The sequence below is a fragment of the Microcystis sp. LE19-10.1B genome (assembly GCF_027530565.1).
Lineage (GTDB): Bacteria > Cyanobacteriota > Cyanobacteriia > Cyanobacteriales > Microcystaceae > Microcystis > Microcystis aeruginosa.
Genome location: NZ_JAPZQM010000336.1, coordinates 1 through 26,748, shown reverse-complemented (window position 1 = coordinate 26,748; position 26,748 = coordinate 1). Strand labels below are relative to the sequence as shown.

Here is a 26,748-nt window from a genome sequence, read left to right as displayed (position 1 = left end):
AACAATTCCTATTTTTTCATAATTAGGGGTCTCAATATCCCCCTAACGGCCACCGAGAAAACCTTCACCAGATAAGTATTTTTACTCAAGTCTCTGGAGGGGGACAGCTTATGTGACAGTTGAGGGTGCGGAATGTGGGTTCAAAGAGTAACTCTCCATTTTCTCCAAATATGCCTACAATCATATCATGCCACAGGCTCCTGTTTCATTGAGGCGGAAAGTAGTCAATTTAACTTCTGTATTCGCATATTGATGGCGAATTTTTTGCATTAAACCTTCGAGGGTAGGGTCAATTAAATAATCTCCACTATTGGCTTCAATAGCAATAAACCAGTTATAATATTTCTCGATCAATTCTGGACGTATTTGCTCAAAAATCTCTCGACAGCGCCTACCGAGTTCATCTCTTCTAGTTTTGCGTAATGCTAATTCTTGGGGTGAAATGATCGAGTCTGACAAGATTCTTCCTTGATATTTTTGGTGACTTTTGGATAGTTGTTTCATCTTGCTAATGTTGACTGATTACAGGTATTTTAAGTTAAACAAACCAGATTTTTATCTCGCACCAAAGTAACTCATTAATTCTGGATTACACAAATTATACACTAACTAAATTAATTAAATCAACTACATTCATGCTGACTTCTACTGAATCTCTTTGAGTTTTTCCAATGCTGTTTGGTACATTTCTATATTATTTTGTTGTCGATAAAGATCGGCGGCTGTTTGGAAATCTTCCCGCGCACCTTGAAGATTGTTTGACTTGCGGTAAGCAGTACCTCGACTCATGTAAATTTCTGCTGATTTAGGGTTGATAACTGGAGCTTTGATTAATGTTAAATCAAATTCCCTTTGTCCTTCCCGTTTAATTTTTAAGGTAACTTCAAGAATTTCCTTTTTTAAGACCTGGTTATTAATGAGTTGCTGTAATTCTTCAGTTGTTTTATTAAGAGTAGATTCGCCATTAAGAGCGACAACTTGATCTCCGACTTTGAGCGAACTCCGATCCGCTGGCGAATTCTTAAAGATTTCTCCAATAAACATTCCAGGCATTCCCTCACGATCTACAAAGCGAACTCCGATGCCAGAATAGTTAAGTTGACTGATCGCTTGGCTGTAATCAGAAATAGCCGCCTGATAGTCTTTCTGTTTAGACTTGCTAATCCCTCGATAGTAATAAGCTGTGGTATAGTCGGGTTTGAGACGGATAGCTTCGGTATAGTCGGCAATTGCCCCTGAGTAGTCTTCTGATTGATCACGAGCATCTCCCCGTTTGAAGTAGAAATCAGCATCATCAGGTTTAATACGAATCGCTTCGGTGTAATCAGAAACAGCAGACTTATATTCCTCTAATTCGTAGTAAATATTTCCCCGATTCGAGTAGGCTACAGCAAACTTAGGATTTAGACGAATAGCCTGGGTATAGTCTTTGATAGCTTGCTGATAATTTTCCTGAGCAAAATAAGCATTACCTCGCAAATTGTAAGCAAAAGCATTCTGAGGAGCGAGACGAATAGCCTCATTATATTCAGCGATCGCCGTCTGATAATCTTCTCTTTTATAGCTGGCAATACCTCGGCCGAGATGAGCGTCTACATTTTGAGGATTGCCTCGACTTACCTGTTCATCCTCTGTGCTTATGCCTTGAATTTCTCGAATTTTTGTCTGTGCTACTTGATAGGCATCGTCATTCCCTTGTTCACGGAAAAGTTGTGCGGCTTTTTGCAAATCTTCAATTGCTCCTTGTTTATCTCCTATCTCGGCCTTCGCCAACCCTCGTGCATTGTAGGCATCAGCGAAGTCAGGTTTAAGACCTATGGCTTCGGTGTAATCAGTGATCGCTTCTTGATAGTCTCCCTGGAGTCTGTGAGCTTCTCCTCGGTTGCCATAGTAAAAGGGTTTAGGATAGATACGAACAGCTTCACTATAGTCTTTGATAGCTTCTGGATATTTTTCTTGAAGATGGTAAGCCAGCCCTCGTGCATTGTAGGCATCAGCGAAGTCAGGTTTAAGACGTATTGCTTCCGTGTAATCAGCGATCGCTTCTTGATAGTCTTTGAGTTGACGGCGAATATCTCCACGTTCTCGAAGATTGCCAACATCATCAGGATCGAGGCGCACTGCTTCATTTAAATCAGCTAATGCCCCCTGCAAATCTCCTAACTCTTGACGAACTTGACTGCGGGAGTAATAATTTTCGTCATATTTAGGGTCAAGACGAATCGCTTCCGTGTAATCAGCGATCGCTCCTTGATAGTTCTTCTGACGCGCATAAGTAATAGCCCGTCCATTGAAGGCATCAGCTAAGTCAGGTTTAAGGCGAATCGCTTCAGTGTAATCGGCAATGGCTTCTTTATAGTCTTCCTGAAGCCTGTAAGCATCCCCTCGGTTGTAATAATACCAAGCCTCGTCGGGTTTGAGTCCAATGGCTTTGGTGTAATCTACAATCGCAGCCTTATAGTCTTCCTGTCCATAAAACTGATTGCCGCGCCAGTTATAGTAAAAATCGGCCAATTCAGGAGCAAGACGTATAGCTTCGTCGTAATCTCCTATCCCTTTCTGTTTGTCCTTTAGAAAAAAGTAGGTATCTCCTCTCTCAGTATAAATCCAGGCATTGTCAGGCTGGAGGCTGAGAGCTTTCTTGAAATCTTCAGTAAATCCCTGCTGATTCCCTAACTTAGCGTAAGCTTCCCCCCTGCGAACATAAGCCATGACATAGTTAGGACGGAAGCGCAAAGCCTCAGTGTAATCTTCAATAGCTTTTTTATAGTCTTCCTGCTGATAGCGGACAAACCCCCGCTCCGTGTAGAATTGATAGGCTGATTCAGGAGCAAGGCGGATGGCTTCAGTGTAGTCCTCAACTGCTTTCTGATAGTCTTTTAGGATAAAACGGGCGTAACCACGATTTTGATGAATCCAGGCATCGTCAGGCTGGAGACTTAGAGCTTTATTGAAGTCCTCAGCAAGTCTCTGTTGGTCTCCCATCCTAGCGTAGACAATTCCCCGAGCAGCATAAGCCCCGGCATTATCGGGCTGAAGGCGCAACGCTTCATTAATATCGGCGATCGCTCCCTGATTGTCTCCCTGTTCTGACTTCAGTGTGCCTCGGAATTGGTAAGCGATCGCCAAATCTGGTTGGAGGCGCAAAGCTTCATTGACATCGGCGATTGCTCCTCGATAGTCTCCCATGTACCGACGGGTTTGCCCACGACGAAAGTAGCTCTCAGCATGGTCTGGTTTAATTTTAATCGCCTTATTGCCAGACTTGAGTGCTTCTGGATAACGCCCTAATTCATTCAATGGAACTGCTAGCCAGTTATAAAGGATGAAGTCATCAGGTTTAAGTTCAATCGCCTCTTTAAAAGCTTTAACTGCTTCTTCGTAGTCTCCTGAATACCAGGCTGAGTCTCCCACTTGACGCAAAGCTAGATCCTTATCGACTTTATATTCAGGTTTGTATGTAAGAGCTTTCTGAAATGATTTTTTGGCTTCTTGATATTTTTTCTGACTTTTCAGTGCCATGCCGTGAACAAACCAAGCTTCATAGGATGGCTTAATCTCGATCGCTTTTTCCAGAGCTATCTGTGCTTGTTGATATCGACGCAATCGCCACAGTTTATTTCCATAATTCAGCCAATCAATCTCATCAGCACTGCTTCCCAGTTCTTTTAACTCTAAAGAGAAACTGACAATTTCATCTTTTTCTGTATCTGTTAGTCGCTGTGGTAAAGAAGTCTCTTCTTTAAAATTTAGAGAAATTTTTTCCTGTTTGATCTTGTTTAGAAAGGTACGGATCGGGATACCCAAGCTATAACCTAGTGCCAGTAAAGGTTTTCGATTTTGCGGAGTAGGGCTTTCTTGGTCATCTATGACCCCCTCTATAATGGTATGAATTCCAATCAGGCGACCCTCTGAATCAAACACTGGACCGCCACTCATTCCGCCTTCAGTGATGTTGGTATATACTAACTCGTAACCTTGGGAAAAAGAACGAGCATTTAATGCCTCATTAGTTCCCCTTAACCAACCTAAAAGAAACCCAGTATTAAATTGACGGGCTGAATTTACCGTTGCCGTGGTAGCTTGTTTCGAGCCTGGCCAGCCAGAGACAAAAGCCAAGCTATCTTCAAGTCCTAAGTTATAGTTTCCCAAAGTAGCGACTTGATAGGGTTGATTACTGGTGAACTGCAATAAGGCTAAGTCAACCTTCTCCCAAACTTTTATTTTGTTCAACGTATATTGTTGACCATCATGAGTAACTGCTTTCAGGTCTCTATTTCCCCTCGCTACATGGGCAGCCGTGAGGACGTAGTATGTGTTACCATCTTTGGCTATAATAACCCCTGAACCATTGCTAGTTGGCCAAGTGATTAATACTGAAGTTTCTTTGGCAATATCATTAATTTTGTTGACTAACTGGGAACTAGAATTGGTAGTAGCTCTGGTGACTGGAGACTGCTGTTGAGTTAGGTTGGCAGGAATGAATTGGGGTGCTATTTGAGCTAAGATTTCGATGGGAAGCGCCCAGCTAGAACGCTTCATCCTTTCCCGAAGTTCGTCATTGGGCTTAGAATTATCCTGATAGACAAAGGGATCGCCAAAACTGAGGGGCTGCCCATGTATGCCATTAATACCAATAACTTTACCCTCGCCATTGAGGAGGGGACCCCCACTCATCCCTTGTTCGATTTCATTAGTGTAGCCAATCCAGTAGCCGCCTTTTAAAGCTTTTTCCAGCAACAGGGACACTCGCCCTGCTCTAAAAACAAATCCTCCTGGCTCAGACAAATCAGTCTCAAAAGGAAATCCAGCGGCAAACACCTCATCTCCTTCCTTCAAGTCCGATAAATTTCCCAGAGGAGCTACAGTATAGTCACCACCAGATTGGAACTGAACTAGAGCTAAATCATTCCCCCGAAAATCAACTCCTGAAATTACTTTAGCTTGATGAATTTGACCATCTGGTGTCTGGATGCGGCAGTCAGTTTCTGACTCCATGACGTGCTGGTTGGTCAAAACAGTATAAACTTGACCTTCCCTGTAGAGCAAAGTCCCCGACCCCCTACTGTTACCAGCATGGATTCTAACAGTAATAGACCGGGCTAACCGATTGAGTTGTTCTGAGGTTAGCTGAGAGGCAGCCTGTTGAGCAAAGACTCTTGATGCAGGAATACTCAGGTAAAAACCCGGTATCGTTAGCATCAACAAGGTACTTATCCCGATTGCTAAAACTTTTGACCGATGCTTAGTTTGTTGCCCCACCATCTTTTTGTCTCCTTAATGGAGCCTTACCCCATTTTCTAAAAAAACTAATGAGGGAGACAGATTGACCTTCTTCACTTTCTAACCAGTTTAGAATGTCTCTTGACCCCTTCACGCAACTTTGCAGACTTCTTGTGGTTAGCCCTATTTAGCGTTAGTTTTATTCCTCAGTTGGTGCTTCGCGCAGGAACTGATTCATGTCGTAGTAATATTGAGGAGAACCATCCTCAGATTGAACCACGGGGCCACTAGCAGCATAAGCACCATTCATGACATCCTGAGCCACTTTTGTAGGATCGTCTTTTTTGTCGAGCAACGTGAATAACATATAACCTTCCCTGCAAGTGTCACCCTATTGACGAACACTGCAGACCACCTTCTGCCCGTCCTGAATCCCCCAAGTTAGGTAATTCAGTAACCCTTCTTCGTAAGCTTTCTGGAATTTGGCAGAGACCGTCTGACAACGAGCTTCAGGAGTCAACTTGCTCGTTCTTTGTTGCCATCGAATGACTGCCACTCTTTTTCCAGTTGCAGTACGCGCATAGGTAGTAGGCACGCCATCTTTCGATTTGCCACAGAAGTAGGTATCCATTTGCGCCGAGCTAGGATGGCTACCAATGGCCAAAGCCCCAACAGCCAGCGTACTAGCTGCCAGTAGTGAAGCGAACAATTTGAGTTTCATAGAAACCTCCTTCTTAGTCTGTCCACAAGCAGATCCTAGCTCAAAGTCTTTGCTGCGGGTGTTAGCCCAAGGACTTTTTTTGATAATTCTTTACATTTTTCCTGATTGACTTGATTGGGATTTTTTGGCTTTAACTAACGGCTCTTTTCGTTTCTGTGTGGAAGGAAGAAGAATAGGGATAATTTTCCAGAACTATAGTCTTCAAAGCTTTGCCTAGCAAGACTACTAGGAATGATCAGCACTGATTATCATACAAAGTCGAGAAGAGCGGCAAAAACTCACATTTTGACCGTTGGAAGTATAGCAAATCCGTTTTTGATCAATAGTACGATTAACTCCCAATCCAACTTTAACAACCCAGTTATGAATTGTTTCCCCCCTCTCCCCACTCCCTTCTCCCCTCTCCCCACTTCCCACTTCCCACTTCCCACTTCCCCACTCCCTCAAAAAAAATTTTCCCAGAGGTGCTTGACATAACCCTGATGATGAAGTTACAATCAGAAATGTGGCAAAAATGGGATTGTAGTTCAATTGGTTAGAGCACCGCCCTGTCACGGCGGAAGTTGCGGGTTCGAGCCCCGTCAATCCCGTAGAAATCTAGATTAGAGTCGCTCAAGGGTGGTTAACCTGTGGGCAGTAGGATAAATGAACAGGATACTACTGCCTAGATTGCTTCTAATTTACCGATAAACCGGCATTGGCTTGAGTATAATCGGGTAATTCAATCTTTACCGGTTGTACCCGCCAGATTTCCTCGCAGTATTCCCGAATCGATCGATCGCTAGAGAATTTTCCCATGCGGGCCACATTAAGAATTGCTAAACGACTCCAATGTTCTTGATCTTTATAAGCGTGACCGACTCCTTCCTGACAGTCGATATAGGACTGATAATCGGCCAGTAACATATAGGGATCATTGTAGATAAGATTATCCACAAGCGGACGGAATAAACTACTATCACCCCGGCTAAAAAATCCCGAACCAATGAGGTCTAATACTGCCCGCAATTCTTCGTTATGGTAATAGTATTCTTGGGGATTATAACCGGCGGCTTTCTTAGCATAAACCTCCTCGGTTGTCAAGCCAAAAAGAAAGAAATTTTCCACCCCCACCTCTTCACGAATTTCGATATTTGCCCCATCGAGAGTGCCGATAGTTAAGGCACCATTCATGGAGAATTTCATATTACCAGTTCCCGAAGCTTCTTTCCCGGCGGTGGAAATTTGTTCGGACAAGTCGGCAGCTGGATAAACCCGTTGACCGAAGGTGACATTATAATCGGGCAGGAAAACCACTTTTAAGCGTCCTCCAATCGTCGGATCATTATCGATCACTTCTGCCACAGAATTAATCAATTTAATGATTAATTTCGCCATAAAATAACCCGGGGCTGCCTTACCACCAAAAATAAAGGTACGGGGGGTAATATCGAGATTGGGATTATTTTTGATGCGATGATAGAGAGTAACGATATGTAAAACGTTGAGATGTTGCCGTTTATATTCGTGAATGCGTTTTACCTGCACATCAAAGAGGGTACTAGGATCAACTTTAATGCCGACTTTTTTATCGATATAATTGGCTAAATCTGCCTTAATATCGTATTTAATTTGTCGCCAAGAGTCCCGAAATCCCCCATCATCCACATAGTTTTCTAAACCGCGTAAATCCTCCAGATGCTTAATCCAATTTTCGCCGATTTTTTCGGTAATCGCAAAAGTCAAGCGGGGATTACTAGAAACTATCCAGCGCCGGGGAGTAACTCCATTGGTTTTGTTGCTAAACTTTTCGGGAAAGAGTTCATAGAAGTCGCGCAGAACATCTTTTTTAAGTAATTCTGTATGGAGGGCTGCCACCCCATTAATTGCCTGGGAACCCACACAGGCGAGGTGAGCCATACGGACGTATTTTTCGCCGCTTTCATCGATTATAGACAAACGGGACATTTTGCCGTCATCATGGGGATAAATAATGCGAATTTTATCCAAGAAACGATAGTTAATTTCATAGATAATTTCCATTAATCGGGGGAAAAGACGACCAAAAATACTCAAAGGCCATTTTTCTAAAGCTTCTGGCAAAAGAGTATGATTGGTATAGGCGAAGGTATTTTGAGTAATAAACCAAGCTTTATCCCAATCGAAATGATGCACATCAATTAACAAGCGCATTAACTCAGCTACCCCGACAGAAGGATGAGTATCATTCAATTGTACCGACCATTTTTGATGAAAATTATCGAGACTGGGGTTTTCATGTAAGTGAATACGAATCAGATCCTGTAGGGAACAGGAAACAAAGAAATATTGCTGTTCTAAACGCAGTTCTTTGCCTTGAATTGGTTCATCATTAGGATAGAGAACTTTACTGATATTTTCCGAGTGAACTTTATTATCCACCGCACCATAATAATCGCCGCGATTAAAGCGTCCAAAATCAAAAGATTCACAAGCTTCTGACTTCCAGAGACGCATGGTATTAGCGGTGTTAACTCGATAGCCGAGAATTGGGGTATCGTAGGGAATTCCTTTGACTACATAATCGGGAATCCAACGACTGCGATAATTACCATTTTCGTCGGTATAGGATTCGGTATAACCGCCAAATTTTACCTCTACCGATGATTCCGGTCGGGCAATTTCCCAGGGATTTCCATACTGTAACCACTTATCGGTTATTTCCACCTGCCAACCGTCGTGGATTTCTTGATCAAAGATACCAAATTCGTAGCGAATACCGTAACCAATAGCTGGAATTTCTAGGGTAGAAAGGGAATCGAGATAACAGGCAGCTAAACGACCTAAACCACCATTTCCTAACCCCGGTTCTTCTTCCTGGGCAATTAATTCTTCTAGTTTTAATCCCGATTCGCTGACAGCTTTCTCGACTTGTTCGTAGATACCGAGATTAATTAAATTATTAGCCAAATGGGGACCGACTAAAAATTCGGCCGAGAGATAACAAACGGTTCTGACATCTTTTTTTAGATAGGTTTGTTGGGTGGTTAACCAACGCTGCAATAAACGATCACGGATGGTATAAGCTAAGGCCATGTAAAGATCGTTTTTGCTGGCTAATTCCGGTAATTTACCTTGAATATAGAGTAAATTATCCCTTAAAGCCCGTCGGATAGTTTCTGTGTCTAATCCTGTTCTGTCGTCTTCGATGATAATCGGACAAACAAAACTCGTGTCTGGAGATGTATCCATAGGAGTGTTTTTACTGAAGATTGGCTGCTCTTAGTCTAAGATAACCCGCCCTGAAATTTTATCAAGAAAAGCTTAAATCTTGACTAAGATTAAGGTATAGTAATGATGAAGTTAAGGTGATTAAGTTTCAATTACCGATAGGAAGCGAAAATAGGGGAAAGTTTGAGCAATGCGTGCTTTTGTGACGGGTGGAACGGGTTTTATCGGGGCGAATTTAGTGCGATTGCTTTTAGTCGAAGGCTACCAAGTGCGCGTCCTCGTCCGTCCCCAGAGTAATCTCAGAAATTTGCGGGGTTTAGACGTGGAAATTGTCCGGGGTAATTTAAATGATGAGAACTTATTTAAATTAATGGTCGGATGCGAAGTTCTCTTTCATGTAGCGGCGCACTATTCTCTCTGGCAAAAGGATAGACATCAACTCTACCAAAACAATGTTTTAGGTACAAGAAATGTGCTAGAATCGGCGCATTTAGCGGGAGTTGCCAGAATAGTTTATACCAGTTCTGTGGCGGCTATTGGAGTAGGTAAAAAGGGTGAAAGTGTCGATGAAACTTATCAAAGTCCCGCCCATCAATTGGTGGGTTATTATAAAAAATCAAAGTATTGGGCAGAACAGGAAGCATTGAAAGCAGTGCAAAGAGGACAGGATATCGTTATAGTTAATCCTAGTACGCCGATAGGAGCCTTTGATCTTAAGCCTACACCCACTGGCGACATTATTCTCCGTTTTTTGCGGCGAAAAATGCCCGCTTATGTGAATACGGGATTAAATCTAATTGATGTGCGCGATGTGGCCTGGGGACATTTATTAGCTTTAGAAAAGGGAAGAACTGGCGAAAGATATATTTTAGGTCATCAAAACACTTCTTTAAAAACCTTGTTGACAGAATTAGCCGAAATTACCAGCATAAATGCTCCGAAAATTGTTTTACCTTTTTGGATTCCTTTACTAATAGCTTGGCTGGATGAAAAAGTTCTTCCTGTCTTCGGAAAATCGCCCTCTATACCCCTTGATGGCGTGAAAATGTCAAAACAGTCCATGTACTACGATTCCTCGAAGGCAGTGCAAGAACTGGGCTTACCGCAATCGCCGATTAGACAAGCTTTAGCTGATGCCGTCAATTGGTTTCAAACCAATGAAGACATTACTTATTAAGACTGAGTAGGAAGGGAAAAAGATGGTCTCAATTGTGCTGAAATGCTTAAGTAGTTAGGTGTTAAAAGTTGTCAGACACCCCCCTTATCAAGGTAGTAGGGTTGATTCATGAATCAACCCTACTATGAATCAACCCTAGGGACAGGGGGGATCAGACGCAAAATCTATTTAATAATTCATCTAGGAAAACCTGTTCTTGCTAAAATAACTCCAATTTTAAGCGCAATCATCCCCCCAAAAACACTGCCGAGCCAATAAATTAAACCGAAAGTCAAGTTTCCCTGCTCTAAAAATTTGTTGACCTCCAAACTATAGGTAGAAAAAGTTGTATAGGAACCACAAAAACCCGTGGCAATCATCAATCCTAATTCTGGGGCAATTATACGAATATTTTCCTTAACCATAGTAAAGATATAGGCAATAATTAAACAGCCAGAAACATTGACAAAAAATGTCGCCCAAAATCCCCATTCTTGACCAAAGATACTGTCAATTAATTCCGCAATATAAAAACGACTTAAAGCCCCAAAAATAGCCCCAATCGCCACGAATAAACCATAACGACCCCTGAAAAAATTCATGCTGTCTCTCCTGCCCTTCAATAGTAAATAAATTGGAGAATTAAGTAGCTGGTTATAATTAAATTTAAAATGGATTTTAGGTTCGATCCCCCCTTAATCCCCCCTTGATAAGGGGGGCATCTGATAGTTTTTAACGCCTACCTACTTAACCTAGAAAAAATTGGGCAATAGCTGCCCCGATTCTCACGGCAATCAATCCGAAAATTATACTAGCAACGGCAAAAAAAAGACTGAGAAAATTTTGCTGATTGCGCCAGAGGATCAGGATATCTAAACTATAGGTAGAAAAGGTGGTATAAGCTCCTAAAAATCCCGTTCTCACCATTAAATCTAGTTGGTGGGAATAAAAGGGAACACTGGGTAAAATAGCCCAAAAAAAGCCGATAGCTAGACAGCCAGTTAAATTAATAATAAAGGTTCCAGATGGAAAGTGCAAGCCGAATTTCGCTTTTGTCCATTCGGTAATATGATAACGAGATAACGCCCCTGGAACCGCTCCTGCTACAATTGCGAAAACATCGTTCAAATCTGACATTGTTTCTAATTTTTTTGCTATCTTTGCCTAGGCTCTATGATAATTGATGCGGTTATCGATCGCATGGCCGATATTTTCAGGAGTGTTATTGTCAAGGACAAGCTGACATTCAGGATAAACGTATGAAAATTCAACCGCGTAAACGTTTTGGACAACATTGGTTAAAAGATGAATCGATACTCGATCGCATCATCAGCGCTGCTGATTTACAATCAGAGGATCGGGTATTAGAAATCGGACCGGGTACAGGCATTTTAACCCGTCGTCTTCTCGATGGCGCTCAATTGGTTGTCGCTGTAGAAATCGATCGATATCTATGGACAATTTTAAATAAAAAATTTGGCCAACAAGATAACTTTCATCTCATCCCAGGCGACTTTCTTACCCTTAAACCCGAGCAACTGCCGCCAGTTAATAAAGTAGTGGCTAATATTCCCTATAATATCACCGGTCCGATCCTGGAAAAGCTGCTCGGTTCGATCGCCCATCCCTTCACCCCCCCTTACCAGAGTATTACCCTCTTGGTCCAGAAAGAAGTCGCCGAAAGATTAGTCGCTGTCCCCTCCACCAAAGCTTACAGCGCTCTCAGCGTCCGCATTCAATACCTTGCCGATTGTCGATGGATTTGTGATGTCCCCCGGCGAGCCTTTTCCCCACCTCCCCGGGTGGATTCGGCGGTAATTCAGCTTTTACCCCGTGTTTTCCCGAAAAATGTCGGTAATGCGGCCTTTTTGTCCACTTTAATTAGCTGGGGTTTTGCCAACCGGCGCAAAATGTTACGCAATAATCTAAAAAATTGTCTAGATAGCGATCGATTAAGCCAAATCCTGACACAATTAGAGATTAATCCCCTCGCTCGCGCCGAAGATCTCAGTTTATCGCAATGGATTGACTTGGCGGAAAAATTAGGTCAATTGCCAAAATTTTAGATTTTTTTTCTTGACAAATGCACAGTTATACCCTTCTAGCCCCCGCTAAAATTAATTTATATCTAGAAATCGTTGGCGATCGCCCTGATGGTTTCCACGAGTTAGTCATGGTGATGCAGACGGTGGCATTATGCGATCGCATCACTCTCCGGCCGAACGGATTGCAGGAATTCCGCCTCTTTTGCTCTCATCCCCTCGTCCCCCAAGATAGCAGTAATCTCGCCCATCGCGCCGCCACTTTGATGGCGAAGGAATTCCCCCGCCTCTTTGCCAATTACGGCGGCATCGATATCACCATCGAGAAACATATTCCCGTGGCTGCCGGTTTAGCGGGGGGGTCCACCAACGCGGCGGCGGTGTTAGTCGGCATCGATTTAATCTGGGAATTAGGCTTAACCCATCCGGAATTAGAAACTTTAGCGGCAAGATTGGGATCCGATACTTCCTTTTGTGTGACAGGAGGAACGGTTATCTGTACGGGAAGGGGAGAAATTCTCGATCCTATCGCTCCTCTGACTGGATTATGGGTGATTTTAGCTAAATACGATCATTTATCCGTTTCTACACCCTGGGCCTACCAAAGCTATCGGCAAAAATTTCAGGATACCTATCTGTCTTCTCCAGAGGAATTTCATCACCGTCGTCAGCAGGTGAGTTCCGGGGCTTTGGTACAAGCGATCGCCCAGAAAAAACCAGCCGCTATCGGCAAATTTATCCATAATGACCTCGAAAAGGTGGTTTTACCCCAATTTACCCTCGTAGCCGAGTTAAGACAGGTTCTAGGGGATTTAGGCGGCTTGGGAACGATGATGTCAGGCTCTGGCCCAACGGTTTTTACTCTCTGTTCATCTCAGGAAGTGGCGGAAACTATTGTTAAAGAGGCCCGGGAAATTCTCGTCGCTCCCGATCTACAATTTTGGATAGCCCCAATCACCGATACAGGCATTCAAGTGACTTGAGAAAATTAAAATTGACCGCCTTTACCAAGATAACCAAACTCGCGGAATAATTGCCTCTCGATCGCTCATTTCTCGCCTTAAAATTTGCCAAACCTGCTGAAACCATTGTCGCACTTCACCGCTAGAATTACCCCGATAACGACACAAAAGACCATCTCCTAAAGTGTTAGTAACTCCCCTCTCTCCTTCTAGGGAAAAATCTCTCACTTTCTCGATTAAATTTCTGCCCACCGGTTGACCGATATAAACTAAAGTACCGATCAGGGCGCTATCATTTAAACCAGAAAATCCCTCGATCATTTTACCACCTAACAGGCAGGATCGATCGAGCCATAAAGGTTGTCCAGATCGCCAAATTTCCCAATTAGAATGCCATTCTCCCGCTAAAAATTTCTCCCCTCGGGCACTGCGACCAAAACGGGTAATTTCCCATCCCAACCAACTGCTATTTTCCCCTAAATCCACTCGTAAATGTTGGCGAAATGCTGCACCATTAAAGATAATTGTTTCTTGGGGTAGCCATTCTAACCCGGCATTGTCATCGATTTTAATCTCGATTAATTGCTGGGCTATCTGACCATTACTCTGGTAAACTTTTCCGGCAGAAGCAGTGGTAATCAGGGCATTAGTAGCGGCTTGGAGATGAATTTTTTGTTGAAGAACATCACCCCCAACTATTCCCCCCGCCGTGTGTAAAATCACCGTATGACAAAGATTTTTTCCTTCGGGATAAAAAGGTCTTTGTACTTTTAAAGGGGCGGTAGCATAGACATGATTAATCTGGGTTGCGAGATTTTTTTGCTTGTAAATTAGTTCTAGGTTTCCCTGCCACATTATTGCTCCTCAGTCATGGTTTCTAGAAATTGCCGATAATTTTCAGGACTGAGATTAATTTTAACTTCTATTTGCTGTTCTTTATCCCTGATCAGTAAAATATATTCACTTTCCGCTTTTTTGCCGACCATGAGAGGGTTTTTTAGCTCGAATTTTTGATAAACCAGACGGGGTTTCGTCACCCGAATAACTAAACTAGGTTGGGATTGGGGATAAATATATAACTGCTCCCGTTCCCGATCTAAGATTAATTGTTTGGGTGTCATGCTTCTTTCGTCAGCAAAAGTAGATTTATGCCAATAGAGGGTAATCCCCCGAATTTGAGGCATTTGGATGCTAAATTTTTCATCAAAACCTTGCTGCTCCCAATTAATATCTTCCAGAGAGCCAGTATCGGGAATTAAACGCTGTTGCCAGAAGACTTCCTTAAGATTTAAATCTTGCCACCATTGGCTAATAATTTGGAAATTATCCAGATTATCGGGGTGGGGATTGGCACTTTGCCAGAGGAGAGGGGTAAGCATTTTGGGGTAATTTTTGCGCTCGGAAAATCAGGATAATAGCGTTCGCTAGAGTTAAGGGATCATTAAGCTCAATCATCATCGATTCTTGAGCTGCCGATCGGGCCATAATATTAACTCTCGATCGCATTTTTATTTTATCCTAAATTATCGAGGGAAAAACTGCTAAAAAATCTGATTTTGTCCCCCTGTGAGCTGCCTTGACGATCTTTTGATTCTGATTAAGAGGCTGTTTGGTTGACGGGAGGAGAGGAAAATTATTCCTGTGACATATAGTCCGTGGACTTATCGTCCACTAAGGACGATTATAGACTTTATGGAAAAATCAAAAGCAGTAATTTTAAGGGCATTGGGGTTAATGATCCGAGAGCATAGAGCAGCTTTAGGCATATCACAAGAAGAACTAGGGCTACGTTGCCATCTTGATCGTACCTATATATCTGGACTAGAGCGAGGAGTAAGAAATCCTTCTCTTACCGCTCTTGTCACTCTGGCGAAGGGCTTAAACATAACTGTATCCCAATTACTGGAAAATTTAGAGATAGAAATAGAGAAACCGGAATGAGTTCTGATTTAGTAGAAGCTATAAAAGCAAAGTTTAAACAGGGTTCATCACAGTACAAAGTCTTCGAGTTATTATCAGATCGAGCTTGGCATTGTCGTACCTGTGAAGGGAAAAAAATAGCATCGGAGCAATATGCTGGTGGCGGTGGTATCCAAGGATTAGAGCGCGGAAATAGGAGCGGTCGCCAGGGGCTAGTAATAGAAACAAAACGAGAATACTGTCCAATTTGTCAGAAAACAACAACTTGGGATCGATGGACTGGAGAGATGCGAGCGGCGAATGCCTCTGCCAACATACCGCCTCAATTAGTGGCTAGAATTTTGGAGTTTTATCGATATAAAGATGTGATTGAAAACAGAATCAGACAGTCACATGAACTGGTTATTGACCATCGTTTTCCTATGGAACGTTGGGGGATAAGTGAACCAAGTCATGATGTCAATATGAGTGTAGCTGAGATGAGAAACAAGTTTCAGCTTCTCAAAAAAGATAGTGCGGGAAATCATAATTTATTAAAGTCAAGAAGTTGTGAAAAATGTATTAAAACTGGTAAGCGAGGAACACCAATGGATATCAGATTTTGGTATTCCGGTGGAGAGAACTGGCCGGAAAATATTCCTCAATCTGGAGCAGAAGCAGAACATGGCTGTGTAGGTTGCGGTTGGTATGATTTGGAAACATGGCGTAATTCTCTTAATATCAAATTGACTGAAGAGCGGTGATTTATCTTGCCACCTCTCCAATATTTTTATTACCTGTAGCTATTAGATTTAAGTAGGGAATAAGAGCATAGCCAATACACTCTGCCAAACGTGGAGGTACGGCGTTTCCAATTTGCCACATCGCTTTTTTCATTGTTCCTTCAAAAATAAAGGAATCGGGAAAAGTTTGTAATCTAGCCATTTCTCTGGCTGAAATAACCCGATTTAAATAGGGATGGATATGAGTACCGCCATGATTTTCTTTAATTGTCATACTTGGCTTACCCCGATACTGTCGTTTGAAGGCATCAACATAACTTTCATATAAGGAACCCCCGGGAGGAACTTGAGCTATTCTGGCCATATATTCGGGGGAGTGACGAGTCCATTCGTGATTGATACTGGGAAGAGGTTCATAAGCAGGTAAATCGCAGATAGCGGCTTCAATCGGTTGGTATTTCTCCGGTACTAATTGAGGACTTGGATAAGGATTTGGCAGCCCAAATCTATTAGCTATGAAAATAGCTCTTGGTCTTATTTGAGGAACGCCATAGGCGGCAGATTCAAGAATTGCTATTGAAATATTTCCATAGCCAATACTTTGAAAAGCTTCCAGAATATTTTGCTTAATTTCTCCTTTTTTTATTGTTAGAATACCGGGTACATTCTCCATGACAACGTACCAAGGCTGTATTTCAGAAACAAGGCGGATAAATTCTTGAAAGAGATGATTCCTCGGATCATTAGCATCTCGTTTTCCAGCAACAGAAAATCCTTGACATGGTGGTCCGCCCACCACAAGATGAATGAATGGATTGCCAATTTTGGCCAACCATTCTTGAGTATTAAAATCATGTATATCACCACAAAAATGATGACAATTGGGAAAATTCTTTTGATGGGTTGCTGAGGCGATCGGGCTAATTTCTGCACTGGCTACAGGGTTAAAACCTGCTTGCAATAAACCTTGGGTTATACCGCCCGCACCGGAGAATAGATCGATAAAATTATAGCTATTGAGAGGCTTAAGCGGAACGTTAACATCGACCAGGACTTGATAGGGATCACGCTTTACCGTTGCTAGTTCGCGCTGAATTCTTTCGTAACGACCTAACTTGGCTTTTTTCTGTTTGCTTACCGCCTGACTTGGTTGATTATCTGGAAATAATGACAATTGCAAATCCATTACTTTAAGAACAAATGGCCTACATGACAATATTGTGACAGATAGTCCACAGAGTGTCAAGATCGGGCCGGAATGAGGGAAGAGACTTTCGGCAAAAGTTTGAGTGCCGCCTCAAACCCCAAAAAAGAGGGATTTTATGGTAAAATAGTCGTACAAATGGGCATATTTTGCACATCAAAAGGGTAAAAACCCGATTTTTAGCGAATTTACTCACAAAAACGCTTTTTTTGCCTTGTTATTGGAGTTAACCCCCCTATGACCGCCGCCCAGGATCATGTCGTCCCCACAGACTTAAGCAATGAAATGTCCCGTTCCTACCTAGAATACGCCATGAGCGTCATCGTTGGGCGCGCCTTGCCCGACGCTAGGGACGGACTGAAACCCGTACACCGGCGCATTCTTTATGCGATGTACGAACTAGGATTAACCCCCGATCGCCCCTTCCGGAAATGCGCTAGAGTCGTCGGGGAAGTATTAGGAAAATACCACCCCCACGGGGATACTGCTGTTTACGATGCCCTCGTCCGCATGGCCCAGGATTTCTCCATGCGCGATCCCCTGATTAACGGTCATGGTAACTTCGGATCGATCGATAACGATCCCCCGGCAGCCATGCGTTATACCGAGTGTCGTCTGCACACCCTGGCCACCAACGCCCTACTACAGGATATCGAGTCAGAAACCGTCGATTTTGCCGATAACTTCGATGGTTCCCAACAGGAACCCGTGGTTTTGCCCTCTAGAGTCCCACAACTGCTAATTAATGGCTCATCGGGGATCGCCGTCGGTATGGCCACCAATATTCCCCCCCACAACCTGGCCGAGATTATCGATGGAACCGTTGCCCTCATCCATAACCCGGATCTCACCGATACGGAATTACAGCGTTATATCCCAGGGCCGGACTTTCCCACCGGGGGGCATATCCTTGGCAGAGACGGCATTCAGGAAGCTTACACCACCGGCCGGGGTTCCATTACCCTGCGGGGAGTCGCCTCCTTTGAAACCATCGAACAAAGGGGAAGACCCGATCGAGATGCTATTATCATCACCGAACTGCCCTATCAAACCAATAAAGCGGCATTAATCGAAAAAATCGCCGATTTGGTCAATGATCGCAAAATAGACGGTATTTCCGATGTGCGGGACGAAAGCGATCGCGACGGCATCCGGGTAGTGATCGAACTCAAACGAGATGCCTATCCTCGCGTCGTCCTCAACAATCTTTATAAACAAACGCCCCTCCAGTCGAATTTTGGGGCGAATATGTTGGCATTAGTCGATAACGAACCGAGATTACTGACCTTAAGGGAGTTTCTTCGGGTTTTCCTCGATTTTCGGGTAGAAGTGATCACCCGTCGTACCCGTTATGAACTCCGCAAGGCCGAGGAAAGGGATCATATCCTTCAGGGTTTACTAATTGCCCTCGCTAGTCTCGATGCAGTCATTGCCCTAATTCGCAGTGCGGCCGACACAGCTAGTGCAAAAGAGGGATTAGTGCAGAATTTTGGTCTTTCAGAGGTGCAAGCGGACGCAATCCTACAAATGCAGCTGCGACGGTTAACCGCCCTAGAATCGGAGAAAATTCAGCAAGAACACGGGGAATTACTGACAAAAATCGGCGATCTTCAGGATATTTTAGCCAGAAAAGAACGGATCGACAGCATTATCGAGGAAGAACTGCAACAGATCAAAACGATTCACGCTACCCCGCGTCGCACTCATATTGAACAACGGGAAGGAGAAATCGCCGAAACTGACCTGATTGCCAACGAACAAGCCTTAATTCTCGTCACCGAACAGGGTTACATCAAAAGAATGCCCGTTAATACCTTTGAGTCCCAAAATCGGGCGACAAGGGGCAAAGCTGGGGCGAAAATGAAAGAAGACGACGGCATCGATCACTTTATCACCTGCCGCGATCACGATAGCGTTCTCTTTTTCACCGATCGCGGGGTTGTCTATAGTCTCAACGCCTATCATATCCCCACCGGTTCCCGTACCGCTCGCGGCGTTCCCATCGTGCAACTGTTAGAGATTCCCAAAGGGGAGAAAATCACCTCGGTGGTGGCAGTCAGCGAGTTCAGCGAGGATAATTACCTGATTATGCTCACACAAAAGGGATTTATCAAGAAAACCGCCCTCGCTGCCTTTAGTAATATTCGATCGAACGGTTTAATCGCCATTTCTCTCGAAGACGGTGATCAACTACGTTGGGTTCGCTTGGCTAAAGAGGAAGATAGCGTCATTATCGGTTCTCGTCAGGGGATGGCAATTCATTTTAAGGCCGATAGTCAACAATTGCGCTCCCTGGGAAGGGCAACTAAGGGCGTAAAATCGATGAAATTGCGCTCAGGTGACGAATTAATTAGTATGGACATCCTGCCTAGTCAAATTGTCGCCCAAATCGCTGAATCTAACGAAGAAGAAACCGAGGACGAAAGCGAAGAAATTAACCCCGAAGTGGCTAATAATGGCCCCTGGGTGTTAGCGATTACCATGGCAGGACTAGGAAAACGGGTTCCCGTTACCCTCCTACGTCTGCAAAATCGGGCGGGATTAGGAGTCAGAGTGATTAAATTCCGCAAAAAGAACGATAAATTAGCGGCTCTGCACGTTGTTAACCCCCACGAGGAATTTATGATTATCACCGCACGGGGTATTATCATCCGTCAATCCGTCGATGCTATTACTCCTCAATCGCGATCGGCCGGAGGCATCCGGGTACAAAAACTCGATGAGGACGATGCGATCGCTGCGGTGGCCCTAGTTCCCCCTAATGATGGCGAGGAATCTGAAGACATTTAGAAAAGTTTGTTGGTGGGGTGTAGGGTGTGGGGTGTGGGGTGTGGGGTGTGGGGTGTGGGGTGTGGGGTGTGGGGTGTGGGGAGAATAAATAAAACTAATCTTCTGTCTCCTATCTCCTATCTCCTGACTCCTGACTCCTATCTCCTGACTCCTATCTCCTATCTCCTGACTCCTGTCTCCTGTCTCCTGTTCTGATGATTTGGGATTAAAACTGGAAAAAGTGCATTAATTGGGAGATTTCCTGAGCGTCTAGGGATAAACGCCCTTTAAAATCCACAATATTCTTAAATAATCCCTGTTCTTCCCTGTTTTTAATAATGGCAGCTGCCAAATTATCGCTGATCAGGGGTAAGGTGGTTAACTGCTCGATCGAAGCGGTGTTAGGATTGATTTTAGGGGGTGCGAGGTGACTTTCCCGACTATAATAGGCAAATTCTAGAATCGGCTCCCAAGCTTTCAATCTAGCCACAGGAACACTCAAAGCAGCCGCTAGATCTTCGAGACAAAGCAATTCTACCCCCATACCCGACAATTCCACCAACATTCGCGCTTGATGGATGGATATCCCCGGCAATCGCAGCCAATCATCCACACCCGCTTGACTGACATTAATTTTAATGCCCAATTGCGCCGCCATAGCGATCTCATCGAGGGAACGAAAGCGATAATAGGGATCATTGCTAATTTTGGCTTTTAAAGGGTTAAAAGTGCGCCCTAACCAGTTTTGCGGTGTCATTATAGTAGTTGTCGCCGTTTTTCTTCAAATTCGTACTCAGAAATTAATCCTTCTTGCCGGAGGCGCTCTAATTCCCTTAAAGCTGCCCCGATCGCCTCTACTTGTTTAGGCTCTAAACTGGGGACAGTGGCAGCAGCGGTGGCAGTGGGAAAATAGTTAGCCAAAAATTGGTTATCTTGGATTAAATACCACACTGCATCGATCGCGCAAGCCACCCGGGGAATCGGAGTTTGCCAGAGCAGAAGATAAATAATTCCCCAGAGAGGTTGACCGAGATAGAATTTATGAATACCGGCGATAGGAAAGGGTAAAGCGAGAATGCTGCCGATAAAAGCCAAAAAAATCGCTAATTTACGGCTTTTGGGCTTACTTAATAATTTTTCCACCAGAAGCATGACACCTGTTCGAGATTGATTTTAGCCTGATCTGGACTTTCTATTCTAAAATACTCTTTGGTTCTAAGTAGGGAGACACAATTATTTGTAGGATGGGTTAGCGGTAGCGTAACATAATCTGGCGTTGGGTTTCATGCTTCAACCCAACCTACGTTCATCTTATATTTAATTCCACTCAGCCACTTAACATAGGGATAAGCAATGACTAGCAGAATCAAGGAAATCTTTCAAACAGGACAACCGGATCAATCCGTCACCGTGCAGGGTTGGGTGAGAACAAAACGAGAATTAAAAGAATTTACTTTCCTGGAAGTTAATGATGGCTCATCCCTAGCCAACTTACAAGTTATCCTCGAACCGACTTTACCCGATTATGAAAATGTACTAAAAACAATTAGTACAGGAACGGCGATCGCTGTTTCGGGAAATTTGGTTCCTTCCCCGGGTAAAGGGCAAAATATCGAGTTAAAAGCGGCCGAAATCACCCTTTATGGTGACTGTCCCCCGGATTATCCCCTACAAAAGAAACGTCATTCCTTTGAATTCCTAAGAACTATTGCCCATCTGCGAGCAAGAACCAACACCCTAGGAGCAGTAATGCGGGTTAGAAACGCTTGCGCTACCGCTATCCACACTTTTTTCCAAGAAAAGGGCTTTATTTGGGTACATACTCCCATTATTACCGCTAACGACTGCGAAGGTGCGGGGGAATTATTTACTGTCACCAGTTTAGATTTAAAAAAACCCGCCAATTTTGCCGCGGATTTCTTTGGTAAACGGGCCTATTTAACCGTCAGTGGACAATTACAAGCGGAAGTAATGGCCATGGCTTTATCTAATGTTTACACTTTTGGCCCGACTTTTCGCGCCGAAAATTCTAATACTTCCCGTCATCTGGCCGAGTTTTGGATGGTGGAACCGGAAATGGCTTTTTGTGATCTGGAAGGAGATCAGGATTTAGCGGAAGCTTTTCTGAAATATATCTTTAAATTCGTCTTAGAAAATTGTCCCGAAGATTTGCAGTTTTTTAACGAACGTATCGATAAAACGGTGTTAAGTACGGCCGAGAATATCGTTAATAGCGAGTTTGGCCGGATTACCTATAGCGAAGCGATCGAGTTATTAGAAAAAGCTGATCGTCAGTTCGAGTTTCCGGTAGAATGGGGCGTAGATCTACAGTCAGAACACGAACGTTATCTAGCGGAAGAACTATTTAAAAAACCCGTGATTGTCACCAATTATCCCAAGACAATCAAAGCTTTTTATATGCGTCTAGATGACAGTAATAAAACCGTTTCCGCTATGGATATTTTAGCACCCAAGATCGGCGAAATTATCGGCGGTTCCCAACGGGAAGAACGATTAGATGTATTAATCCAAAGAATGCAGGAACAGGGAATGAATCCCGATGATTTGTGGTGGTATTTAGATCTGCGTCGCTACGGTTCCGTTCCCCACGCTGGTTTTGGTTTAGGATTCGAGCGTCTGGTACAATTCATGACGGGAATGACCAATATTCGCGATGTGATTCCTTTCCCCCGTACCCCTTTAAGTGCCGACTTTTAGGTTGATGTCTAGGATCGACGGGAGAAAAGTTGTAATCCTTGAGCTTTTAGCGCTAATTTGCTTGGTCTTTGGAGACTTGTACAACTTTATTGTACAAGTCCAAGCTCTTGAACTCCCCAAAAACCCCAAAATCTCGATCGCTAGTTAGGGAGAGAAATATAAAGATTTATTAAATTGTAACTTTTGATACAGTTACGGGGGATAGTATGTGTGGTTGTATGGAGAATCGGTTATTATTACCTTTATCGAATCCGCTCAAAATACTACATCAAATGATAATTCATCATGGGATAGTGAAGATTGGGAGCAATTTGACCAACTCATTGCCAATTGTCTTGTAGATTCAGGAATTGAAGATTGAGCATCGGCAACACGACCACTATATTTATCGAACACCGAAACGAGAATCCTATCCATGATTGGGAATGAAATTTGAAGTTGTTACCCCTTTGGGATTTACAGTTAGAACTTCAGAAGGTTATTGGCAGAGGCTAATGGGCAAACATCCTGACCTTGAGGAGTTGGAGGAATTAGTGACCCTTACCCTAGCTTCACCAGATGAAATTCGACGCAGTAGCCACGATGCTGGGGTGCTGCTATTTTATCGCCAGCGACAGGAAAAACGTTGGGTTGTGGCAGTGGCTCGGCGTTTGAATGGAGATGGGTTCTTGATTACTGCCTACCAAACCGATGGGATTAAAGAAGGGGAAATGCTATGGCTCAAGTAAAAGTTTTCTATGAACCGGAAACGGAATTACTGACTGTCTTCTGGCAGCAACCCAGAAAGGAGCAGATTTGTACTGAACTGGGGGATGGGGTGATTCTGATTAAGGATTCCACCAGTGGCGAGCCGATTGGCTTGGAAATTCTCTCCTATCGCCCTGGGGACAATCGCTTTGATGCAGTGAGCGTTGAACTGGGGCAGTTGAGTCCCGTCCGTTGATATTGGTCGTGATTCTGGTTGTCCTCTAACTTCCGAAATCATCTGGGCGTTGAGGATGGGTTTCATGGTGGATAGCTCGTCAGGGAGAGAAATGTAAAGATTTATAAATTGTAGCTTTTGATACAGTTGTGGGGGGTGTGTGCTGTGCTGTTATCCTCCTTCTGTCTTGGGTTGGGCTATTGCTTGACCTGACTGCGAGAGAGTGCGATCGCACTGTATCTAAGTTAACTCATTTTGCTGAAAATTATGACGGGAATCTTGACGCATTTGTTCAATAACTTCGGGATATTTTTCCAGATCTTCTAAGGAGTTTAAAGGTGGATAAACTACTCGATCTTTTCTTTCATTTAGCTTATCTACATAAGCATAAAAAGCTTCGTCATCCTCACGATGAGATAATACATAACTTTTTAATTCTTGAGAGGTCATAGTTTTAAAATTAGGTTTTTGATTCATTTTATCCATTGTCCATTAGGTTTAATTTCAATCTCAATACCTTCACCAATTAACATGAAAATATTTTTAGTACGATCATCCAATCTTATTAAGTTAATTGGTAAATAAAACCTTGTTGCCCAACAAGATAGGGTATAACATTGTAAGAGTTGTGCAAGTGTCGGAATATTTTTCCCTCCCAAAACCGAACGAATGACACTAATTATAACAAAATAGAGAATCTGCTTCAACAACTTCGAGACAGAGATGAACGCAAAGACGAATCCGACAGACCGCGCCACAATAACTCAAGGAAGAGGATAGTTCGTCTGAGAAGGGGTAAAACAGCGGAAAACACCTGAGACTCCCTGCTCTGTCAACCCCTAAGCTAGGGAGAGAAATATAAAGATTTATTAAATTGTAGCTTTTGATACAGTTGTGGGGGGGGGAGTGTGTATTCTTCTGCTATCTCCCTTTGGTGTTGGGTTGGGTTGTTGCTTGACCTGACTACGAGGGGGCGATCGCACTGAAATTTAGGACAATTAAAATGAAAAACTCGACTTGTGCTTTGGTGGCGACATCAAAAACTGCATCAATAATAATTGGAGTTTTAGCTTTTGGATGTTTTCTCTCTTCTTCTGCAAATGCTGCTACGCCTATATTAGGTTCTCCAGGAGATTTTCTTACTGGAATTGACAGAGAGGTTTTTAGTTTTTACAGTGGTACTGTCAATAATTTAGATTTAGATATAGGTTCTGGAATTATAAATACTGGAGAACTTAGTATTAGTTTAGATCCAGATTTGGAGTCTTTCTTTGAATTTAATTATGATACGGGCACAGTTACTGCTGAATATAATTTATTAGCAACTGCTATTGGATTTAGTGACCCTCTTACTATAACTCTTCAAGAAAGCGGGAATATTTTATCTGCGACTAAGATAGGCAATGAAACATCAGGTGATCGTATATGGAACGATACATTTAACGGAATATTCAGACAAGACGGACTACCAAACCAAAATTTTCAAGGAATAGGTACAGGGACGACAAACAGTAGTTATGTGTATCCTGCAACAATAGCGATATCTAGTTTCGCTACAGGGAGCTTTAGCGTTAGTTCAAAAAAGAAACCAAAACCTCCAAAACCTTCGGGTGGTGGAGATATTTACAATTGCAATTTTTGCACTGTTAATAATAACAAGAAAAAACTTCAAGATTTATTGCTGAATACACCAAGTAAAAATGTAGCCTTTGTGTCATTTAATGAAAGCAATGGTTTACCATGTGTTCCTGAACCCTCTTCCATTCTTGGCATCATTACCCTCGGTACTCTCGGCGCAGCTTCAACCCTTAAGCGTAAACTAAAACCCTCTAAATCCACCGAAAAAGAAACCACAAAAGTAGGCTAAATTGCTTCTAAAAATACCATAAATACCCCTTCAATCAATCTTGAGGGGGTTTTATTGTATAATTGAGGGATGAGTAAACTAGATCAACTTACGCAATCTTGAGCTATAATCGGCAATGAGGTCGAATCCGAACAACGATCAGAAAAAACTCCTGATTGCTGAACTTAAAAAAGCAGCAATCAAACATACCCCAGAAAATATTATCATAATTACTCAAGATCCTAGCGGGAAAATTGTTTTTCTAGAAACTGGAAAAGCAGGTGACAAAGGTTCTGGATTGCTGCATATTCTAGAAAATCATCGAGAAGATTTTCTCCAGAGAGGTATTACTGAAGAACAAATTCCCGATTTAATTGTAACAGCTATTAGTGAGGGAAAAATTATTGGCATACAAGGAAAAAGTCGCATAATTTATCAAGTAGAAATCAATGGAATTATTCAGTATGTTTCTCTAGAAATTAGTCATAATGGTTACTTAGTGAGTGCTAATCCAACTCCAACTCGATTAATTAACAAACTTATTCAGGAATGATAGTTATGGCAATCAGAATCAAACTTTGGGCAGATTATGGAAGTTACCCACTTTGGGGAGTAGATGAAATTGATAACATTGCTCCTGAAGAATTGCCATTAAGTCAAGCAACTATTCAGCGTTTAAACGCATGGCAGGATACTTACGATAAGACTTTAAATCAAGACTATCCACCTTTATCAGATTTTCCTAATCAGCAAGCTGAAATGGATTTTAAACAAGAAGGAATTAGTTTATGGAAACAGTTACGTCTTGAACTGGCCCCGGATTATGAAGTTTTCTACCAAAATGAAGGTCAATTGTTCAGACATCCTAAGGAAATAACCACAAAATCTACAGTACAAAAAATAACAGTTTGAGTATCATCACCCTCGGCACTCTCGGCGCAGGTGCAACCCTTAAGCGCCAACTAAAACCCTCTAAATCCACTGAAAAAGAAACCACAAAAGTCGGCTAAATTGCCTCTAAAAATACCATCAATACTCCTTCAATCAATCTTGAGGGGGGTTTGTTTTTTTATATCTCTTTTTTGGCAATAGATGCTATAATGAAAGGCCACTCTTTAAGATTGCTTGATCGATCGTGGACTTTGAGATTATCAGCGATATTACGAATATCGAGATTATTGCCACAGGAACAGGAATTCGTAATCGGGAACGGTTGCAAAAACAGTATGGCAAAGGTAAATGGAGAAAATTAAAGGGCATAGCCCAAGTTCAGCTTGCCAATGGTATAGTAAGGTTAGCTGAAGTCCATTGGTAGGAAGCTCATGGCATCGGCAAAAAAGAATTTAAGCTCAAG

General features: G+C 42.9%; 30 protein-coding genes, 1 tRNA gene and 1 pseudogene. 16 read left to right on the top strand and 16 right to left on the bottom strand.

Translation table 11 applies throughout. The features are described from left to right. Nucleotides 1-180: 180 nt before the first annotated feature. From O9332_RS12020 to O9332_RS12005, 4 genes are all read right to left on the bottom strand, one after another. On the bottom strand, nucleotides 181-504 hold the full coding sequence (locus O9332_RS12020) for a hypothetical protein (RefSeq protein ID WP_002759112.1): 324 nt from the start codon (nucleotides 502-504) through the stop codon (nucleotides 181-183). Nucleotides 505-645: 141 nt separating this feature from the next. After that, a complete protein-coding gene (locus O9332_RS12015) occupies nucleotides 646-5,265 on the bottom strand; it encodes a tetratricopeptide repeat protein (RefSeq protein WP_002759111.1) in 4,620 nt (1,539 codons plus the stop codon). Nucleotides 5,266-5,422: 157 nt separating this feature from the next. Then, nucleotides 5,423-5,590 (bottom strand): hypothetical protein, encoded by a 168-nt coding sequence (locus O9332_RS12010; RefSeq protein WP_002759109.1) that lies wholly within the window; start codon nucleotides 5,588-5,590, stop codon nucleotides 5,423-5,425. Nucleotides 5,591-5,614: 24 nt separating this feature from the next. Continuing rightward, the gene (locus tag O9332_RS12005; protein ID WP_002759107.1) at nucleotides 5,615-5,944 is read right to left on the bottom strand and encodes a COP23 domain-containing protein; all 330 of its coding nucleotides are present in this window, start codon (nucleotides 5,942-5,944) and stop codon (nucleotides 5,615-5,617) included. A gap of 368 nt (nucleotides 5,945-6,312) precedes the next feature. Between O9332_RS12005 and O9332_RS12000 the strand changes: the two genes are divergently transcribed. Both O9332_RS12000 and O9332_RS11995 read left to right on the top strand, forming a co-directional pair. Further along, complete coding sequence (locus O9332_RS12000; protein WP_196219822.1) at nucleotides 6,313-6,483, top strand: hypothetical protein; 171 nt, start codon at nucleotides 6,313-6,315, stop codon at nucleotides 6,481-6,483. Next, nucleotides 6,461-6,534: transfer RNA gene (locus O9332_RS11995), tRNA-Asp, on the top strand. Before O9332_RS12000 ends, O9332_RS11995 begins: the two co-directional genes overlap by 23 nt. An 85-nt stretch (nucleotides 6,535-6,619) precedes the next feature. On the opposite strand, the gene O9332_RS11990 is transcribed toward O9332_RS11995, so the two are convergent. Then, the gene (locus O9332_RS11990) at nucleotides 6,620-9,154 is read right to left on the bottom strand and encodes a glycogen/starch/alpha-glucan phosphorylase (RefSeq protein ID WP_288025724.1); all 2,535 of its coding nucleotides are present in this window, start codon (nucleotides 9,152-9,154) and stop codon (nucleotides 6,620-6,622) included. Nucleotides 9,155-9,323: 169 nt separating this feature from the next. Here O9332_RS11990 and hpnA point away from each other — a divergent pair, with 169 nt between their 5' ends. Then, on the top strand, nucleotides 9,324-10,310 hold the full coding sequence (gene hpnA / locus O9332_RS11985) for a hopanoid-associated sugar epimerase (RefSeq protein WP_002759104.1): 987 nt from the start codon (nucleotides 9,324-9,326) through the stop codon (nucleotides 10,308-10,310). Nucleotides 10,311-10,486: 176 nt separating this feature from the next. Here the strand turns inward: hpnA and crcB (O9332_RS11980) are convergent, their stop codons facing one another. Together crcB (O9332_RS11980) and crcB (O9332_RS11975) are read right to left on the bottom strand one after the other, a co-directional pair. Next, entirely contained in the window at nucleotides 10,487-10,891 is a 405-nt protein-coding gene (gene crcB, locus O9332_RS11980) for a fluoride efflux transporter CrcB (protein WP_002759103.1), read from the bottom strand. Nucleotides 10,892-11,036: 145 nt separating this feature from the next. Beyond that, nucleotides 11,037-11,426: a fluoride efflux transporter CrcB gene (gene crcB, locus O9332_RS11975; protein WP_002759101.1), complete on the bottom strand. Its 390-nt coding sequence runs from the start codon at nucleotides 11,424-11,426 to the stop codon at nucleotides 11,037-11,039. 122 nt (nucleotides 11,427-11,548) lie between these two features. Here crcB (O9332_RS11975) and rsmA point away from each other — a divergent pair, with 122 nt between their 5' ends. Both rsmA and ispE read left to right on the top strand, forming a co-directional pair. Beyond that, nucleotides 11,549-12,355 carry a 16S rRNA (adenine(1518)-N(6)/adenine(1519)-N(6))-dimethyltransferase RsmA gene (gene rsmA, locus O9332_RS11970; protein WP_002759099.1) on the top strand — a complete coding sequence of 269 codons (807 nt, stop codon included), beginning with the start codon at nucleotides 11,549-11,551 and terminating at the stop codon, nucleotides 12,353-12,355. 17 nt (nucleotides 12,356-12,372) lie between these two features. After that, nucleotides 12,373-13,314: a 4-(cytidine 5'-diphospho)-2-C-methyl-D-erythritol kinase gene (gene ispE / locus O9332_RS11965; RefSeq protein WP_288025720.1), complete on the top strand. Its 942-nt coding sequence runs from the start codon at nucleotides 12,373-12,375 to the stop codon at nucleotides 13,312-13,314. 21 nt (nucleotides 13,315-13,335) lie between these two features. On the opposite strand, the gene O9332_RS11960 is transcribed toward ispE, so the two are convergent. From O9332_RS11960 to O9332_RS11950, 3 genes are read right to left on the bottom strand one after another with little or no spacing between them, the layout of a single operon-like run. After that, a complete protein-coding gene (locus tag O9332_RS11960; RefSeq protein ID WP_288025718.1) occupies nucleotides 13,336-14,148 on the bottom strand; it encodes an urease accessory protein UreD in 813 nt (270 codons plus the stop codon). Then, nucleotides 14,148-14,672 (bottom strand): hypothetical protein, encoded by a 525-nt coding sequence (locus O9332_RS11955; RefSeq protein WP_002759094.1) that lies wholly within the window; start codon nucleotides 14,670-14,672, stop codon nucleotides 14,148-14,150. The genes O9332_RS11960 and O9332_RS11955 overlap by 1 nt, the downstream gene beginning before the upstream one ends. Beyond that, nucleotides 14,626-14,799, bottom strand: a complete 174-nt coding sequence (locus O9332_RS11950; protein WP_002759093.1) for a hypothetical protein — start codon at nucleotides 14,797-14,799, stop codon at nucleotides 14,626-14,628. The genes O9332_RS11955 and O9332_RS11950 overlap by 47 nt, the downstream gene beginning before the upstream one ends. 186 nt (nucleotides 14,800-14,985) lie before the next feature. Between O9332_RS11950 and O9332_RS11945 the strand changes: the two genes are divergently transcribed. After that, nucleotides 14,986-15,234 (top strand): helix-turn-helix domain-containing protein, encoded by a 249-nt coding sequence (locus tag O9332_RS11945; RefSeq protein WP_002759092.1) that lies wholly within the window; start codon nucleotides 14,986-14,988, stop codon nucleotides 15,232-15,234. Continuing rightward, complete coding sequence (locus tag O9332_RS11940; RefSeq protein ID WP_002759091.1) at nucleotides 15,231-15,956, top strand: hypothetical protein; 726 nt, start codon at nucleotides 15,231-15,233, stop codon at nucleotides 15,954-15,956. The genes O9332_RS11945 and O9332_RS11940 overlap by 4 nt, the downstream gene beginning before the upstream one ends. Nucleotide 15,957: 1 nt before the next feature. Here the strand turns inward: O9332_RS11940 and O9332_RS11935 are convergent, their stop codons facing one another. After that, nucleotides 15,958-17,109, bottom strand: a complete 1,152-nt coding sequence (locus O9332_RS11935; RefSeq protein WP_288025714.1) for a DNA cytosine methyltransferase — start codon at nucleotides 17,107-17,109, stop codon at nucleotides 15,958-15,960. A 267-nt stretch (nucleotides 17,110-17,376) separates the two neighbouring features. On the opposite strand from O9332_RS11935, the gene gyrA reads away from it, so the two are divergent. Next, nucleotides 17,377-19,929, top strand: a complete 2,553-nt coding sequence (gene gyrA, locus O9332_RS11930; protein WP_288025712.1) for a DNA gyrase subunit A — start codon at nucleotides 17,377-17,379, stop codon at nucleotides 19,927-19,929. A gap of 205 nt (nucleotides 19,930-20,134) precedes the next feature. Here the strand turns inward: gyrA and O9332_RS11925 are convergent, their stop codons facing one another. Next, nucleotides 20,135-20,665 (bottom strand): ComEA family DNA-binding protein, encoded by a 531-nt coding sequence (locus O9332_RS11925; protein WP_002759087.1) that lies wholly within the window; start codon nucleotides 20,663-20,665, stop codon nucleotides 20,135-20,137. After that, nucleotides 20,665-21,060, bottom strand: coding sequence for an NINE protein (locus O9332_RS11920; RefSeq protein WP_002759086.1), 396 nt, complete (start codon nucleotides 21,058-21,060; stop codon nucleotides 20,665-20,667). The genes O9332_RS11925 and O9332_RS11920 overlap by 1 nt, the downstream gene beginning before the upstream one ends. A 201-nt stretch (nucleotides 21,061-21,261) precedes the next feature. On the opposite strand from O9332_RS11920, the gene asnS reads away from it, so the two are divergent. Beyond that, nucleotides 21,262-22,626: an asparagine--tRNA ligase gene (asnS, locus tag O9332_RS11915; protein ID WP_288025710.1), complete on the top strand. Its 1,365-nt coding sequence runs from the start codon at nucleotides 21,262-21,264 to the stop codon at nucleotides 22,624-22,626. 255 nt (nucleotides 22,627-22,881) lie between these two features. On the opposite strand, the gene O9332_RS11910 is transcribed toward asnS, so the two are convergent. Further along, nucleotides 22,882-23,043 carry a hypothetical protein gene (locus O9332_RS11910; RefSeq protein ID WP_155120386.1) on the bottom strand — a complete coding sequence of 54 codons (162 nt, stop codon included), beginning with the start codon at nucleotides 23,041-23,043 and terminating at the stop codon, nucleotides 22,882-22,884. A gap of 8 nt (nucleotides 23,044-23,051) precedes the next feature. Here O9332_RS11910 and O9332_RS11905 point away from each other — a divergent pair, with 8 nt between their 5' ends. Together O9332_RS11905 and O9332_RS11900 are read left to right on the top strand one after the other, a co-directional pair. Then, entirely contained in the window at nucleotides 23,052-23,354 is a 303-nt protein-coding gene (locus O9332_RS11905; protein WP_002759084.1) for a hypothetical protein, read from the top strand. Then, entirely contained in the window at nucleotides 23,342-23,569 is a 228-nt protein-coding gene (locus O9332_RS11900) for a hypothetical protein (protein ID WP_002735928.1), read from the top strand. The genes O9332_RS11905 and O9332_RS11900 overlap by 13 nt, the downstream gene beginning before the upstream one ends. 219 nt (nucleotides 23,570-23,788) lie before the next feature. Here O9332_RS11900 and O9332_RS11895 read toward each other — a convergent pair whose 3' ends face one another. Beyond that, entirely contained in the window at nucleotides 23,789-24,025 is a 237-nt protein-coding gene (locus tag O9332_RS11895) for a DUF6887 family protein (RefSeq protein WP_223210673.1), read from the bottom strand. Beyond that, a complete protein-coding gene (locus O9332_RS28410; RefSeq protein WP_052275851.1) occupies nucleotides 24,022-24,306 on the bottom strand; it encodes a DUF6888 family protein in 285 nt (94 codons plus the stop codon). Before O9332_RS28410 ends, O9332_RS11895 begins: the two co-directional genes overlap by 4 nt. A gap of 245 nt (nucleotides 24,307-24,551) precedes the next feature. On the opposite strand from O9332_RS28410, the gene O9332_RS11890 reads away from it, so the two are divergent. The 5 genes and pseudogenes from O9332_RS11890 (at nucleotide 24,552) to O9332_RS11870 (ending at nucleotide 26,709) form a co-directional block, all read left to right on the top strand. Beyond that, entirely contained in the window at nucleotides 24,552-25,415 is an 864-nt protein-coding gene (locus O9332_RS11890; protein WP_288025679.1) for a PEP-CTERM sorting domain-containing protein, read from the top strand. A gap of 115 nt (nucleotides 25,416-25,530) precedes the next feature. Further along, nucleotides 25,531-25,947 (top strand): hypothetical protein, encoded by a 417-nt coding sequence (locus tag O9332_RS11885; protein WP_002759905.1) that lies wholly within the window; start codon nucleotides 25,531-25,533, stop codon nucleotides 25,945-25,947. A gap of 5 nt (nucleotides 25,948-25,952) precedes the next feature. Then, nucleotides 25,953-26,306, top strand: a complete 354-nt coding sequence (locus O9332_RS11880) for an immunity protein CdiI family protein (protein ID WP_036402756.1) — start codon at nucleotides 25,953-25,955, stop codon at nucleotides 26,304-26,306. 5 nt (nucleotides 26,307-26,311) lie between these two features. Next, nucleotides 26,312-26,404, top strand: a pseudogene (locus tag O9332_RS11875) (PEP-CTERM sorting domain-containing protein); the annotation flags it as partial. A gap of 125 nt (nucleotides 26,405-26,529) precedes the next feature. Then, nucleotides 26,530-26,709, top strand: coding sequence for a hypothetical protein (locus O9332_RS11870; RefSeq protein WP_190720315.1), 180 nt, complete (start codon nucleotides 26,530-26,532; stop codon nucleotides 26,707-26,709). The last annotated feature ends 39 nt before the right edge of the window (nucleotides 26,710-26,748 follow it).